The 14,635-nt window shown below is 59.7% G+C and carries 14 protein-coding genes; 13 read left to right on the top strand and 1 reads right to left on the bottom strand.

Annotated features, from left to right (window positions below):
* Positions 1 to 9 precede the first annotated feature (9 nt).
* The 9 genes from secY (at position 10) to dsbD (ending at position 7,162) form a co-directional block, all read left to right on the top strand.
* Positions 10 to 1,344, top strand: coding sequence for a preprotein translocase subunit SecY (gene secY, locus ACQ4WR_RS21905; RefSeq protein WP_071325660.1), 1,335 nt, complete (start codon positions 10 to 12; stop codon positions 1,342 to 1,344).
* A gap of 18 nt (positions 1,345 to 1,362) precedes the next feature.
* Positions 1,363 to 1,581 carry a translation initiation factor IF-1 gene (gene infA, locus ACQ4WR_RS21900; protein ID WP_005663428.1) on the top strand — a complete coding sequence of 73 codons (219 nt, stop codon included), beginning with the start codon at positions 1,363 to 1,365 and terminating at the stop codon, positions 1,579 to 1,581.
* Positions 1,582 to 1,623: 42 nt separating this feature from the next.
* On the top strand, positions 1,624 to 1,737 hold the full coding sequence (gene rpmJ / locus ACQ4WR_RS21895) for a 50S ribosomal protein L36 (protein WP_010394471.1): 114 nt from the start codon (positions 1,624 to 1,626) through the stop codon (positions 1,735 to 1,737).
* Positions 1,738 to 1,751: 14 nt separating this feature from the next.
* Entirely contained in the window at positions 1,752 to 2,117 is a 366-nt protein-coding gene (rpsM, locus tag ACQ4WR_RS21890; protein ID WP_046681666.1) for a 30S ribosomal protein S13, read from the top strand.
* Between the two features lie 17 nt (positions 2,118 to 2,134).
* Positions 2,135 to 2,539, top strand: a complete 405-nt coding sequence (gene rpsK / locus ACQ4WR_RS21885) for a 30S ribosomal protein S11 (protein WP_010394475.1) — start codon at positions 2,135 to 2,137, stop codon at positions 2,537 to 2,539.
* 258 nt (positions 2,540 to 2,797) lie between these two features.
* Positions 2,798 to 3,421, top strand: a complete 624-nt coding sequence (gene rpsD / locus ACQ4WR_RS21880; RefSeq protein ID WP_071325659.1) for a 30S ribosomal protein S4 — start codon at positions 2,798 to 2,800, stop codon at positions 3,419 to 3,421.
* A 106-nt stretch (positions 3,422 to 3,527) separates the two neighbouring features.
* The gene (locus ACQ4WR_RS21875) at positions 3,528 to 4,505 is read left to right on the top strand and encodes a DNA-directed RNA polymerase subunit alpha (protein WP_008444343.1); all 978 of its coding nucleotides are present in this window, start codon (positions 3,528 to 3,530) and stop codon (positions 4,503 to 4,505) included.
* 144 nt (positions 4,506 to 4,649) lie between these two features.
* The gene (gene rplQ / locus ACQ4WR_RS21870) at positions 4,650 to 5,042 is read left to right on the top strand and encodes a 50S ribosomal protein L17 (protein ID WP_034753219.1); all 393 of its coding nucleotides are present in this window, start codon (positions 4,650 to 4,652) and stop codon (positions 5,040 to 5,042) included.
* Positions 5,043 to 5,212: 170 nt separating this feature from the next.
* A complete protein-coding gene (gene dsbD / locus ACQ4WR_RS21865; protein WP_102292483.1) occupies positions 5,213 to 7,162 on the top strand; it encodes a protein-disulfide reductase DsbD in 1,950 nt (649 codons plus the stop codon).
* A gap of 132 nt (positions 7,163 to 7,294) precedes the next feature.
* Here dsbD and ACQ4WR_RS21860 read toward each other — a convergent pair whose 3' ends face one another.
* Positions 7,295 to 7,843 (bottom strand): Spy/CpxP family protein refolding chaperone, encoded by a 549-nt coding sequence (locus tag ACQ4WR_RS21860; protein ID WP_436489909.1) that lies wholly within the window; start codon positions 7,841 to 7,843, stop codon positions 7,295 to 7,297.
* Positions 7,844 to 8,029: 186 nt separating this feature from the next.
* Here ACQ4WR_RS21860 and ACQ4WR_RS21855 point away from each other — a divergent pair, with 186 nt between their 5' ends.
* The 4 genes from ACQ4WR_RS21855 to ACQ4WR_RS21840 all read left to right on the top strand — a co-directional run bounded on the left by ACQ4WR_RS21855 (position 8,030) and on the right by ACQ4WR_RS21840 (position 14,483).
* Positions 8,030 to 8,758, top strand: coding sequence for a response regulator (locus ACQ4WR_RS21855; protein ID WP_035824023.1), 729 nt, complete (start codon positions 8,030 to 8,032; stop codon positions 8,756 to 8,758).
* Positions 8,755 to 10,113, top strand: coding sequence for an ATP-binding protein (locus tag ACQ4WR_RS21850; RefSeq protein ID WP_102292481.1), 1,359 nt, complete (start codon positions 8,755 to 8,757; stop codon positions 10,111 to 10,113). Before ACQ4WR_RS21855 ends, ACQ4WR_RS21850 begins: the two co-directional genes overlap by 4 nt.
* An 87-nt stretch (positions 10,114 to 10,200) precedes the next feature.
* Positions 10,201 to 11,376 carry an efflux RND transporter periplasmic adaptor subunit gene (locus ACQ4WR_RS21845; RefSeq protein ID WP_436489907.1) on the top strand — a complete coding sequence of 392 codons (1,176 nt, stop codon included), beginning with the start codon at positions 10,201 to 10,203 and terminating at the stop codon, positions 11,374 to 11,376.
* Complete coding sequence (locus tag ACQ4WR_RS21840) at positions 11,373 to 14,483, top strand: efflux RND transporter permease subunit (RefSeq protein ID WP_102292479.1); 3,111 nt, start codon at positions 11,373 to 11,375, stop codon at positions 14,481 to 14,483. Before ACQ4WR_RS21845 ends, ACQ4WR_RS21840 begins: the two co-directional genes overlap by 4 nt.
* Positions 14,484 to 14,635 lie beyond the last annotated feature (152 nt).

The following is a 14,635-nucleotide window of genomic DNA, read 5'->3' as shown; positions in this document are numbered from 1 at the left end:
GAGCGAAAATTGGCGACTAATCCACAACTTGCTAAAAGTGCAGCGGCCGGTTTCCCTTGGGGACGGCTCTGGTTTTTGCTTGGCGCATTGGTGGTTTATCGTATCGGTGCTCACGTCCCGGTTCCCGGGATTGACCCGACACAATTAGCCTCGCTGTTCAAGGAGCACGAAGGCGGCGTCCTGGGCATGTTCAACATGTTCTCGGGCGGTGCCTTGTCTCGTTTTACAGTGTTTGCGTTGGGTATCATGCCTTATATCTCGGCCTCGATCATCATGCAATTGCTGTCGATCGTGTCACCGCAGATGGAAGCGTTGAAAAAAGAAGGCGAAGCAGGTCGTCGCAAGATCACCCAGTACACCCGGTATTTCACGGTTGCCCTGGCACTGTTCCAAGCGTTAGGCATTGCAGTCGCACTGGAGTCGCAAGCTGGTCTGGTGTTGGAACCTGGTCTTGCATTCCGCTTCGTGACGGTCGTCACTTTGTTGACCGGAACAATGTTTTTGATGTGGTTGGGTGAGCAAATTACCGAGCGTGGCTTGGGGAATGGCATCTCGATCATCATTTTTGCCGGGATTGCAGCCGGTCTGCCGTCGGCGTTGGGTGGCTTGTTCACTCAGGTGTCGAATGGTTCGATCAGCAGCTTCAGCGCGATTTTCATCGTGATCCTGGTAGCACTGGTAACGTACTTCGTTGTATTCGTCGAACGTGGTCAGCGCAAAATATTGGTCAATTACGCGAAGCGCCAGGTAGGCAACAAGATTTATGGCGGTCAAACCAGCCATTTGCCGTTGAAGCTGAACATGGCCGGCGTGATCCCGCCGATCTTTGCTTCTTCGATCATCTTGTTCCCGGCCACTATCGTGGACTGGTTTTCAAAGGGCGCCGACAACGCTAACCCTGCGGTGCGGTTCTTGAAAGATTTGGCAGCATCGATGGGGCCTGGTGAGCCTATCCATGCGCTGTTGTACGCAGTGGCGATCGTGTTTTTCTGTTTCTTCTATACAGCGCTGGTATTTAACAGCAAGGAAACAGCGGACAACTTGAAGAAAAGCGGTGCGTTCATTCCCGGGATCCGTCCAGGCGAGCAGACAGCCCGTTACATCGACAAGATCCTGACACGCTTGACACTTGCCGGCGCAGTCTACATCACCCTGGTGTGTTTATTGCCGGAATTTATGCAAGCCCAGTGGAAAGTACCATTCTATTTCGGCGGTACTTCTTTATTGATTATTGTAGTTGTCACCATGGATTTCATGGCGCAAGTACAGAACTACGTGATGTCGCAGCAATATGATTCGCTGCTGCGCAAAGCAAATTTCAAGGGCGGAATTCCGACGCGTTAAGCGCGGTAAACATACCGAATGGCAAAAGACGACGTCATACAGATGCAGGGCGAGATTCTTGAGAATCTCCCAAATGCAACATTTCGAGTGAAGCTGGAGAACGGACACGTGGTGCTCGGGCATATTTCAGGTAAAATGCGGATGAATTATATTCGCATTCTCCCTGGAGACAAGGTGACGGTGGAGTTGACGCCGTACGACCTGAGCCGAGCCCGCATTGTGTTCCGTACCAAGTAACACACTGAATCAAACCAAAGAAGCGAAAGAAAGAGCCCAAAAATGAAAGTTCTCGCATCAGTCAAGCGGATCTGCCGCAACTGCAAGATCATCAAGCGCAAAGGCGTAGTCCGCGTTATCTGCGTGGAACCACGTCACAAGCAGCGTCAAGGTTAATCGAGGAATAACAAATGGCACGTATTGCAGGGGTTAATATCCCAAATCATCAGCATACCGTTATCGGCCTGACGGCCATCTACGGTGTGGGCCGTCCACGCGCAGAGAAAATCTGTGCATCGACCGGTGTAGCAACCAACAAAAAGATCAAAGATCTGGATGACAGCGAACTGGAAAAGCTGCGCGATGAAGTAGGTAAATTCATCGTCGAAGGCGATCTGCGTCGTGAACTGTCCATGAACATCAAGCGTTTGATGGATCTGGGTTGCTACCGCGGCATGCGTCATCGTAAGGGTCTGCCTTGCCGTGGCCAGCGTACGCGTACGAACGCACGTACCCGCAAGGGACCGCGTAAAGCCGCTCAATCGCTGAAAAAATAATCCGCTAGGGAATAATTATGGCTAAGTCGCAAAATAACGCCGCATCAGCACGCGTGCGTAAAAAAGTTAAAAAGAACGTCGCTGAAGGCATCGCACATGTCCACGCATCGTTCAATAACACCATCATTACCATCACCGATCGTCAAGGCAATGCCTTGTCGTGGGCTACCTCCGGCGGTGCAGGCTTCAAGGGTTCGCGTAAATCGACCCCATTCGCAGCGCAGGTCGCCGCGGAAGCCGCTGGTAAAGTTGCTGTTGAGTGTGGCGTGAAGAACCTGGAAGTACGTATCAAGGGCCCAGGTCCTGGTCGTGAATCCGCCGTTCGCGCGCTGAACAACCTGGGCATCAAGATCACCGAGATCCAGGACGTGACGCCGGTACCGCACAACGGTTGCCGTCCACCGAAACGTCGTCGTATCTAAGATAGTGTTGCAGAGGGCGCTTCGGCGCCAGCTGCTTTGCTGTCTGTTGTAACTCAGTACAGTTGTGTGAAAACGCTGGAGCAGGGAGCCGGAAACGGTTATACTGCCCGGCTGTTCTTGCCTGTCAAATCCTGTTTGACGGGTTTTTCGTTTTCAGCCACCGTCTGATTGAAACCAAATCAGACTAGCGCCTAACCGCATCAGTGTGTTTGATCATGCATGTGGCTGGGGCGTTATCATTTAAAAAAAGGAAGTATCGTGGCACGTTATATCGGACCTAAAGCAAAACTTTCCCGCCGTGAAGGTACAGACCTGTTCCTGAAGAGCGCACGTCGCTCGCTGGACAGCAAGTGCAAACTGGACGTCAAGCCAGGCCAGCACGGTGTCAAATCCGGCGCCCGCACCTCGGACTACGGTAACCAACTGCGCGAAAAGCAAAAAGTCAAGCGCATGTACGGCGTGCTGGAACGTCAATTCCGCCGCTACTTCGCTGAAGCAGACCGTCGTAAAGGCAACACCGGCGAAACGCTGTTGAAGTTGCTGGAAACGCGTCTGGACAACGTTTGCTACCGCATGGGCTTTGGCTCGACCCGCGCTGAAGCGCGTCAACTGGTCAGCCACAAAGCGTTCACCGTGAACGGTATCGTTGTGAACATCGCTTCGTACGCAGTTAAAGTTGGTGACATCATCGCTGTTCGTGAAAAATCGAAAAAGCAAGTGCGTATCGTTGAAGCACTGTCGCTGGCTGAACAAGTTGGTATGCCTAGCTGGGTTTCGGTTGATGCCAAGAAAATGGAAGGTACCTTCAAGTCCCTGCCAGAGCGTAACGAAATCGCTAACGACGTCAACGAATCGCTGATCGTCGAGCTGTACTCGCGTTAATAGTAGTTAGCAAGACTCCCGCCCACTCACCTTCTTGAGTGGGCGTTTTACTAATGCCATCAGCCTTATCGGTGTAATGAGCCGAGGGTATTGAAAAGGACATTTCATGCAAAACAGTTTGTTGAAGCCACGTATTATCGATGTTGAAGCTCTCGGTGCAGGTCACGCCAAGGTCGTGATGGAACCGTTCGAGCGCGGCTATGGCCACACATTGGGTAACGCGTTGCGCCGCGTTCTGCTGTCGTCGATGGTAGGCTACGCGCCGACCGAAGTGACGATCGCTGGCGTCGTCCACGAATATTCTTCCCTCGATGGCGTGCAAGAAGACGTCGTCGATCTGTTGCTGAACTTGAAGGGTGTGGTTTTCAAAGTCCACAACCGCGATTCGGTAACCCTGACCCTGAAAAAAGAAGGCGAAGGCGCGATCCTGGCCTCCGACATCGACCTGCCGCATGACGTCGAACTGATCAACCCTGACCACGTGATCGCCCACCTGACCGCCGGTGGCAAGCTGGACATGCAGATCAAGGTTGAAAAAGGCCGCGGCTACGTTCCTGGTAACGTGCGTCGCCTGTCGGAAGACACCAACAAGACCATCGGCCGCATCATCCTGGACGCGTCGTTCTCGCCAGTGCGCCGCGTATCGTACTTCGTTGAATCGGCCCGCGTTGAACAGCGCACCGACCTGGACAAGCTGATCATCAACATCGAAACCAACGGCGTAATCTCGCCGGAAGAAGCGATCCGCCAGTCGGCCCGCGTTCTGGTGGACCAGTTGAATGTGTTCGCTGCCCTGGAAGGCACGGAAGCCGCCGCCGAAGCGCCATCGCGCGCTCCGCTGGTCGATCCTATCCTGTTGCGTCCAGTCGACGACCTGGAGTTGACCGTGCGTTCGGCGAACTGCCTGAAAGCGGAAAACATCTACTACATCGGCGACCTGATCCAACGTTCGGAAAACGAACTGCTGAAAACGCCAAACCTGGGCCGCAAATCCCTGAACGAAATCAAGGAAGTGCTGGCATCGCGCGGCTTGACCTTGGGCATGAAGCTGGAAAACTGGCCGCCTGCCGGCCTGGAAAAGTAATCGTTATTCGTAGTTGTAGCAAACTGCCTGGGACAGGTGTCCCAGGCTTTTATTTTGTAGTACCAAACCGGTCCGCGGCTGTACGGGTTTCCCGCCCAGCCGATCGAAGAACTGGCATTTAAACACTCACCGAAAGGATTTATCATGCGTCACGGTCACGGCCTCCGTAAACTGAATCGTACCTCGTCCCACCGTCTGGCAATGCTGCGCAACATGACAGTATCGCTGCTGCGTCACGAAGCGATCAAAACCACCCTGCCAAAAGCAAAAGAACTGCGCCGCGTTGTCGAGCCAATTCTGACCCTGGGCAAAACCGACTCCCTGGCAAACAAGCGTCTGGCCTTCAACCGCCTGCGCGACCGTGAAATGGTCGTCAAACTGTTCGCTGAACTGGGCCCACGTTTCGCCAACCGTAACGGTGGTTATGTGCGTATCCTGAAAATGGGTTTCCGCGTCGGCGATAACGCTCCTATGGCGTTCGTTGAACTGATGGATCGTCCAGATACGACCGAAGCAGTTGAAGTTGCTGGCGAGTAATCCCAGTAGCCGCATCTGAGAAGCCAGGCCTAGCCTGGCTTTTTTGTTTTCTGCTGCAGCTATTCTTACTGCAGTGTACTATTCACCTTTCGCGCCGGCCCTGCAGCCACTGCACGCCCCGCGCGTCTCTTGTTGAATGGCACAGCTGATGCCGCAGAAAAAGGTCGTTCATGTCCCGTTTTCCTTCCAGCGCCACTGCGCGCGCCGCCCCCTTACGTCAACTGCTGCTCTGGTTTGCCACCTGTTTATTGCTGGCCATGGCCATCTTTGGCACGGGCCATGCCCGCGCCGATGATGAATTCCTCGACCCGGAACTGGCTTTCAAGTTTTCCGCGCGCATGCAGGACCCGGCCACCATCGCCGTCACCTATGTGATTGCCGATGGCTACTATATGTACCACGAGCGCTTCAAGTTCGAGGCCGTGGGCGCCAAGCTGGGCACGCCCGTGTATCCGAAAGGCAAAGTCAAATTCGACGACACCTTCCAGAAGAACGTAGAAACCTTCCGCAAGACCCTGACCATCACGATTCCCGTGGAAGCGGCTGGCGCCTTCACCCTGAAGGCGACGGGACAGGGCTGTTCCGACAAAGGCCTGTGCTATGCGCCGCAGGACGCCACGGCGCAGCTGGTCGGTGGTGGTGGTGGGGGCCAGAGCCAGGCGCCAGGCGCCGGCCTGCCGTCGAAGTTCGCCTTGCCGGCCGCGCCGGCAGTCGACACGGCGGCCGTCAACGGCCCACAGGCGCAGGCCTCGCCTGGCGTATCCGTGATGAGCATTCCCCAGGCGGACATCACCAGCACGCCGGACGCGGCAGCGGCGCCCGTGGCGGCAGCCCCTGCGCCGGCACAAAACGAGATGGGCAAGATCGAGTCGGCCCTGAAGGGCGGCAAGCTGCTGGTCATCGTGCCCCTGTTCATGCTGCTGGGCCTGGGTCTGGCGTTTACGCCCTGCGTGCTGCCGATGGTGCCGATTTTGTCGTCGATCATCATCGGCGATGGCGCCAAGGTCAGCCGTTCGCGTGGCTTGCTGCTGTCGCTCACCTACGCGCTGGGCATGGCGATTGTCTACACGGCGCTGGGCGTGGCGGCCGGCCTGGCTGGCGAAGGCCTGGCGGCCAAGCTGCAAAACCCGTGGGTGCTGGGCTTCTTCGCCTTGCTGATGGCGGGCCTGGCGCTGTCGATGTTCGGTTTTTATGAACTGCAAGTGCCGGCTTTCCTGCAAGGCAAGCTGACCTCCGTGTCGAACCAGCAATCGTCGGGCCGCCTGGCGGGCGTGTTCGTCATGGGTGCCATTTCCGCCCTGATCGTGGGCCCGTGCGTGGCCGCGCCGCTGGCTGGCGCCTTGCTGTACATCAGCCAGACGCGCGACGTCATCATCGGCGGCGGCGCCTTGTTTGCCATGGCGGTGGGCATGAGCGTGCCGTTGATCCTGGTGGGCGTGTCGGCCGGCACCTTGCTGCCGCGCGCCGGCGCCTGGATGGATGCCGTCAAGCGCTTTTTTGGCGTGCTGCAACTGGGCGTAGCCTGGTGGCTGGTCTCGCCCGTCTTGCCGGGCGCCGTGCAAATGCTGGGCTGGACCGTCTTGTTTGTCGGCTATGGCATGTATCTGCTGGTGGGTAAAAGCGGCGCGCAGCACGCCTGGGTGGCGAAGGCCTTCGGCCTGGTGTTTGCCGTGCTGGGCGCGATGCAACTGGTCGGCGTGGCCAGCGGTGGCCGCGACCCCTTGGCGCCGCTGGCGCACCTCGGTGGTGGCCAGGTCCATGCGCAGCCATTTACGCGCGTAAAAACCGTGGCGCAGCTCGACGCGGCGCTGGCCCAGCTGAACGGCAAGCCGGCCCTGCTGGACTTTTATGCCGACTGGTGCGTGTCCTGTATCGAGATGGAAAAACTGACCTTCGTCGATCCCGCCGTGCGCGAGAAGATGGGGCGAGCCGTGCTGCTGCAAGTGGATGTGACGGCCAATGACGCGGACGACAAGGCCATGCTGAAGCGTTTCCAGCTGTTCGGCCCGCCGGGCATCATCATGTTCAACCCGCAGGGGCAGGAGATTGCCCAGTCGCGCGTGATCGGCTTCCAGAATGCCGCAACCTTCCTGACCTCGCTGCGCAAGCTGGAAGAGTAGGCGGGTAGGTTGGGCAGGTCGGGGTAGGTCGAGGTAGGTCGGGTTAGCCCGCCAGGGCGTAACCCGACACCACCGCACACCGCAACAATGTTGTCGGATTACGCGGCGTTCCGCCGCTAATCCGACCTACGCTCAGCCTGCTTTATGGTGTGCACCATGACCACGATGGTGGCCGCGCATGCCGCCATCTTTGCCACCAGGCACGCTGTCATCCAGCACTTTCTTCTGTTCCGGCGTCAGCACCGCGTAAAACGTTTTCAGCGCAGCCAATCGGCTTTCCTGGCTGGCGATGCGCTCCTTCGACATGGCGATCCACTGCTCCATGCGTTCCGGCGCCGACAGCTTGGCCATGGCTTCGCGCTTGGCTTTCCAGTCACCCATCGGTTTTTTCGGCGCGTTGGCGGCCGTGAACGTGGCCCAGGCCGGTTCCTGCGCGGCTGTCAGCTTCAGTTTGTCATGCAAACGGGCCTGGTACTTGGCCATGCGTTCGGCGGGATTGCCGCTACGTTCGCCGCGCGGGCCGCCACGGTGGCCTTCATGCATGGGCTTGGCCTGGGTACTGGCAGCTGGCGCGCTGGCGGCCGCTTCCTGGGCGTGGACGGTCAGCGATGCCGCACCCATGCTCAGCACGCTCATGGCGATGATCACATTTTTGCGCAAGGTTTTCATTGAGGCGTTCATCTGGATTCCTTTATAAGTATTGAGAAATGTACATGTGCTGCACATGAATCCATGTTGGACGCGCCATGTTTCCCCGAAGTGTCCGCTGCCAGACAGTTTGTATCTATATGTTTCTTCGGCTCCCCTATATACAAGACGATACAAATGCGCTGTGCAAGCCCTGGCGAAGTGGGGATAATTCATTCTATGGAACCCACTTCTACAATTCTCATCGTCGACGATGACCGCGATATCCGCAGCTTGCTGGCGGACTACCTGGAAACCAACGCCTACCGCACCCTGGGTGCGGCCGATGGCACGGCCATGTGGAAAATCCTCGACGAAACGCGGCCCGATCTGATCGTGCTCGACTTGAACCTGCCCGGCGACGACGGCCTGACCCTGTGCCGCAAGCTGCGCGCGCAGTCGACGGTGCCGGTGATCATGTTGACAGCGCGCAATGAGCCGCTGGACCGCATCCTGGGCCTGGAAATGGGCGCAGACGATTACCTGCCGAAACCGTTCGAGCCGCGCGAATTGCTGGCGCGCATACGCAGCGTGCTGCGCCGCAGCCATGCCATGCCGTCGAACGTGCCGTCGGACAAGGCCCAGCAAATCCGCTTTTCCGGCTGGACCCTGGACCTGACGGCGCGCCATTTGCTCAATCCCACGGGCCTGGTGATCATGCTCTCGGGGGCGGAATTTCGCCTGCTGCGCGTGTTCCTGGAACACCCGAACCGCGTGCTCAACCGCGACCAGCTGCTGAACCTGACACAGGGCCGCGATGCGGATCCGTTCGACCGTTCGATCGACATCCAGATCAGCCGCTTGCGGCAAAAGCTCGGTGAAGATGCGCGCTTGCCGCAAATTATCAAAACCGTGCGCAATGGCGGTTATGTGCTGGCCGGGCAAGTCAATGTGGAGCCGCACGCGTGAAGGCCTTCCTGGGGTCGATGACGGGCCGGGTCTTCATGTTCTTGTTGATCGGCATTGTCGCTTCGGCCGCGCTGACGCAGTGGCTGGCCGTGGGCGAACGCCAGCGCGCCATCGAGCAATACCGCGATTACCACGCCGTTGAGCGGGCCGAGCAGCTGGTGATGGCGGCCGACGTGGTGCCGATGGCCTCGCGCGCGGCCTACCTGAAGGTGGCCAACAAGGGCAGCGTGCGCCTGGAACTGCGGCCCGAGACGGAACACAAGCCGGGCTCGCCCACGGAATTTTCCACTGCCCTGCAAGCCAAGCTGGGCGAAGGCTTCAAGGTCACCGCGCTGGCCGAGCGTCCGGCCGCCTGCATCGAGCCGCGCAAATCGCCGGGCATGTTCGGCGCCAAGCCATGGGGCGGCACTTGCGAGAATCTCGACGTGCGCATGCAGGATGGCCACGTGCTGCGCCTGATGGTCTTGCCGCCGCGCCAGCAGCCCGCGTTCAACGAACATAACGACTGGATGACCCTGCTGCCATTCCTGATCAGCATTGCCATCCTCGCCTATCTGGTCACGCGCATGACCATGCGTCCGCTCAAGCAGCTGGCGCAGGCGGCGAAAGACCTGGGCAACGACATCAACCATCCGCCCCTGACCCTCTCGGGCGCCAGTGAAATCCGCCAGGCCAGCGCCGCCTTCAATGCCATGCAGGCACGCATCCGCCAGCATATTTCACAGCGCACGCAGATGCTGGCCGCCATCACGCACGACTTGCAGACGCCGCTGACGCGCTTGCGCCTGCGCCTGGAAAAAGTGGCGGATACGGAATTGTACGACCGCCTGGTGGGCGACCTGTCCGCCATGCAAAGCATGGTCAAGGAAGGGCTGGACCTGGCCCGCTCGATGGACAGCACGGAAGCGATGCAGGCGCTGGACCTTGATTCGCTGCTCGACAGCGTCTGTTCCGATGCGGCGGATGCCGGTCAGAAAGTAACGCTAGACGGCCGTGCGGGCATGGCCCTGATGGCGCGCCCGATCGCCATGCGCCGCTGCCTGGTGAACCTGATCGACAACGCCGTCAAATATGGCGCGTACGCGCAGGTGACCGTCGAGCGCATTGCCGGTGCGGCACGTATCCGCATCCGCGATGGCGGGCCCGGGATTGCGCCGGACCAGCTGGCGAAAGTGTTCGAGCCGTTCTACCGCATCGAGACTTCGCGTTCGCGTGAATCGGGCGGCACCGGCCTGGGCCTGACGATCGCGCGCAATATCGCCGAGCAGCATGGCGCCACGGTCTTGCTGGCAAACCATGCCGAGGGTGGACTGGAAGTCACCCTCATCGTGCCAGAGTATTACGCTGGAAAGTGAGCATTTCCATGCGACAATATTGCGCTTTATGCCCTCTGGCAACTACATTCAACCTGCAGCCCTGCGCTGCGACAGCGTGACAGAACAATGAAAAAGACTAGCCTGGCAATCGTGGTGGGTGCGGCCCTGTGTATCGGCGGCGGTATCTGGTATTTCAATCATCAGTCCGCCGGGTCTGCCGCTGGCCAGGATGGCAAAGGAGGCAAGGGCGGCATGCAGGCGCCCACCACCGTCAGCGTGATCAAGCCGCTGCGCCAGGATGTGCCGATGCTGCTGCAAGCGAACGGCAGCGTGACGCCGATCAGCAGCGTCGATTTGCACCCGCAGACCACCAGCACGATCACCGAGGTGCATATCCGCGAAGGCCAGTTCGTCAAGCAGGGCGAGCTGATGTTCACGCTGGACGCGCGCAGCGAACACGCGAATGTGGACAAGGCGCAGGCGCAAGTGTTGCGCGACCGCGCCTCGGTGGCCGATCTGGAGCGCCAGCTCAAGCGCAACCAGGATTTGCTGAGCAAGAATTTCATCGCCCAGGGCGCCGTCGATACCCTGCAAAGCCAGCTCGACGCGGCGCGTGCCCTGCTGGCCGCCGACCAGGCTGCCTTGCGTGCAGCCCAGGTCGATTCCAGCTACACCGTCCTGCGCGCGCCGCAAGGGGGCAGGGTGGGGGCCATCAGTGTCTACGCGGGCAGTCTCGTGCAGCCGACCACGTCGCTCACCAGCATCACCCAGCTCGACCCGATCGACGTGGCGTTCACCTTGCCGGAAAGCAGCTTGTCGGCCTTGCTGGCGGCGCAAAAGGCGGGCGAGGTGCCCGTCACGGCATTGCTGGCAGACGCTGGCGGCAAGCAGCTCGACGGCAAGCTGAGTTTCATCGACAACGCTGTCGATCCCACCACGGGCGTGATCAAGGTCAAGGCGCGTTTCAATAATGGCGGCACCGACTTGTGGCCTGGCCAGTATGTAAATACGCAGCTGACCGTGCGTACCCTCAAGGATGCACTGGTCATCCCGCAAAACGCCATCATCACCAATACCACCGGCATTTTCGTCTACTCGATGGAAGCGGACAACACGGCGAAGATGCGCAAGATCGCCCGCGTGTACGCGTTCGGGCCGAATGCCGTCGTCACGGGCTTGAACGGCGATGAGCAAGTCATCGTCGATGGCAAGCAAAACCTGCGTCCGGGCAGCAAGGTGCGCCTGGCGGACAAACACAAGGCCGCCGATGGCGCCGCCGCAGCGCAGGGCAAGCCAGCATGAACCTGTCCGAACTGAGCATCCGCCGCCCCACCATGGTGGTGCTGCTGTCCCTCTCCATCATCCTGGCCGGCGTGCTGGCCTATCTGCAGATTCCCGTGGCGGCCTTGCCGAGCTATAACACGCCGGTCATCAACGTCAGCGCCGACCTGGCCGGTGCCAGCCCGGAAACCATGGCGTCCTCGGTAGCCTTGCCGCTGGAAAAGCAGTTTTCCACCATTTCCGGCCTCAGCCTGATCACCTCGACTAGTACGCTGGGCAACACCTCGCTGACCCTGGAATTTGATGCCAGCATCAATGTCAATGAAGCGGCCGTCGACGTGCAGGCGGCTCTGCTGCGCGCGCAGCGCCAGTTGCCCACGGAAATGACGGACTTGCCGTCCTACCGCAAGGTCAATCCGGCCGACGCGCCGGTGCTGTTCATCCAACTGACCTCGCCATCTTTGAACTTGTCGGACCTCAACGATTACGCGGAAAACCTGATCGCCCCGAGCCTGTCGACTTTGCCTGGCGTGGCCCAGGTCATCGTCAATGGCCAGAAGCGCTTCGCCGTGCGCGTGCGCGCCCGTGCGGACCTGATGAATGCGCGCAACCTGACGATGGACGAGCTGGCCACGGCGCTGCGCACGTCGAACACGAATTCGCCGCTGGGCATTCTTGACGGCCCCAGCCAGACGCTGACCATCCAGGGCAATCCGCAGATGATGAAGGCGGCCGACTTTGCCGAGCTGATCGTCGCCACGCGCAATGGCCAGCCCGTGCGCCTGAAGGAAGTCGCCGAGGTCGAAGACAGTTTCCAATCGATCAAGGCGGCCGGCAGTTTCAATGGCGAGCGCTCGATCAGCCTGATGGTGCAGCGTCAGCCGGACGCCAACACCGTGCAAGTGGTCGATGGCGTGCGCCGTTTGCTGCCCGGCTTCAAGGAACAACTGCCCCAGTCGATACAGATCAGTCTGGTCAATGACCGCTCGCTGTCGATCCGCGAAGCCATCCACGATGTCAACCTGACCCTGGCCCTGACGGTGGTGCTGGTGGTTCTGGTGATCTTCCTGTTCCTGCACCGCGCGGCTGCCACCTTCATTCCGGCCGTGACCATGCCCATCTCTCTGCTGGGCGCGCTGGCCCTGCTGTACTGGCTCGGCTACAGCCTCGACAATGTGTCCCTGCTGGGCATTACCCTGGCCGTGGGCCTGGTGGTCGACGATGCCATCGTGGTGCTGGAAAACATCGTGCGGCATATCGAGATGGGCAAGAAGCCCATCCGCGCCTCCCTGGACGGGGCGAAAGAGATGGGCTTTACCATCATTTCGATCTCCGTCTCGCTGGTGGCCGTGTTCATCCCCATCTTCTTCATGCCGGGCGTCATCGGCCTGCTGTTCCACGAATTCGCCGTCGTCGTCTCGCTGGCCGTGCTGGTGTCGGCCATCGTCTCGCTGACCCTGGTGCCGATGCTGGCCAGCCGCTTCCTGCCGGCCGACTCGCGCGAGCACAACGACAGCGACCCCAGCCATGGTGAAAAGAGCTTCATCGGCCGCCATTTCGAAGCGGGCTTTACGCGCTTGCGCAATGGCTATGTGTTCATGCTCGACAAGGCCCTGGCGCACCGCAACGTGGTGCTGGGCGTTGCCGTCGTCACCTTCGCCCTGACGGTGATCCTGTACAGCACCATCCCGAAAGGCTTCTTCCCCGAGGAAGACCTGGGCCAGATCCAGGTGAATACGGAAGCGTCGGAAGATATTTCCTCGGAAGCGTTGCTTGCCTTGCAGAACCGCATGGCCGAGGTGATCCGCGCCGACCCCAGCGTGCAGGACGTCACCTCCTTCGTCGGCGGCGGCAATACGGGCCGCATGTTCATGGTCTTGAAACCGCGCAGCGAGCGCCCGAAAATGCCCGTGGTGCTGGAAAACCTGCGCCGCGCGACCAGTGCCGTGCCTGGCATGGCCGTGTATTTCCGTCCCGTGCAAAACTTGCAGCTGGGCGGGCGCCAGAGTAAGAGCCGCTACCAGTACACCTTGCAAAGCGTCAGTCCCGACGCCTTGAATGACTGGGCTGAAAAATTTATTGCCGGCATGCGTGCCGATCCCGCCTTCCGCGACGTTACCAGCGACTCCCAGATCAAGGGTTTGCAAGCCTCGCTGAAAATTGACCGCGACAAGGCCAATTTGCTCGGTGTGCAGATGTCCGACATCCGTACGGCCCTGTACAGCGCCTTTGGCGAACGCCAGGTGTCGACCATTTATTCCTCGGCGGCCAGCTATTACGTGATCCTGGAAGCGGCCACGGCGGACCGCCAGTACGACGATGCACTCACGCGCGTGTCCGTGCGCAGCAAGTCGGGCGAATTGGTCAAATTGTCCAGTATTGCTCGCGTGGAACGCACGATCGGTCCCACGTCCGTGAATCACCAGGGGCAATTGCAGGCTGTAACGATCGCCTTCAACCTGGCGCCGGACGTGCCGCTGGGCATCGCCACCGGCAAGATCGACGTGATGTCCAAGGACATGAACTTGCCGGCTTCCATCATCACGCGCTACGGTGGCGACGCGGCCGTCTTCCAGAGCTCGCAGGCTAGCCAGATCATCCTCATCATCGCCGCGCTGGCCGTGATCTATGTGCTGCTGGGCGTCTTGTACGAAAGCTACATCCACCCGCTGACCATCCTGGCCGGCTTGCCGTCGGCGGCCGTGGGCGCGCTGCTGACCCTGCGCCTGTTCAATATGGACCTGACCATGATCGCCATCATCGGCATTCTGATGCTGATCGGCATCGTCAAGAAGAACGCCATCATGATGATCGACTTCGCCCTGCATGCGCAGCGCAATGAAGGCATGAGCCCGCCTGAGGCCATCCGCCAGGCGTGCATCCTGCGTTTCCGCCCCATCATGATGACCACGGCGGCGGCCCTGATGGGCGCCTTGCCGATCGCCCTGGGCCTGGGCGCGGGCGCCGAACTGCGCCAGCCGCTGGGCCTGGCCGTGGTGGGCGGCTTGATCTTCTCGCAAGTCATTACCCTGTTCATTACACCCGTCATCTATCTGTTCCTGGACAAGTTCAGCGGCACGGGGCCGTTGACGGACGAGCAACTGGTCGCACTCGACAACAAGGCTTGAGTGTTGCCATGACCCGTAAGCGGCGCGCCCTTCCCCTGTGAATGGCGCGCCGCTTTTGTATGGGCCATGATACATACGGTAACAACCGTCAAGAGTCGGCTCGGGTACTCTGGCTAGCGCTGCAAGGAATGCCGCTATCCTGTACGCTTCGG

It is taken from the genome of Janthinobacterium amylolyticum (assembly GCF_051380655.1).
GTDB lineage: Bacteria > Pseudomonadota > Gammaproteobacteria > Burkholderiales > Burkholderiaceae_D > Janthinobacterium.
Note: the sequence above shows the minus strand (reverse complement) of the source record. Positions and strands in the feature narration are given on the sequence as shown.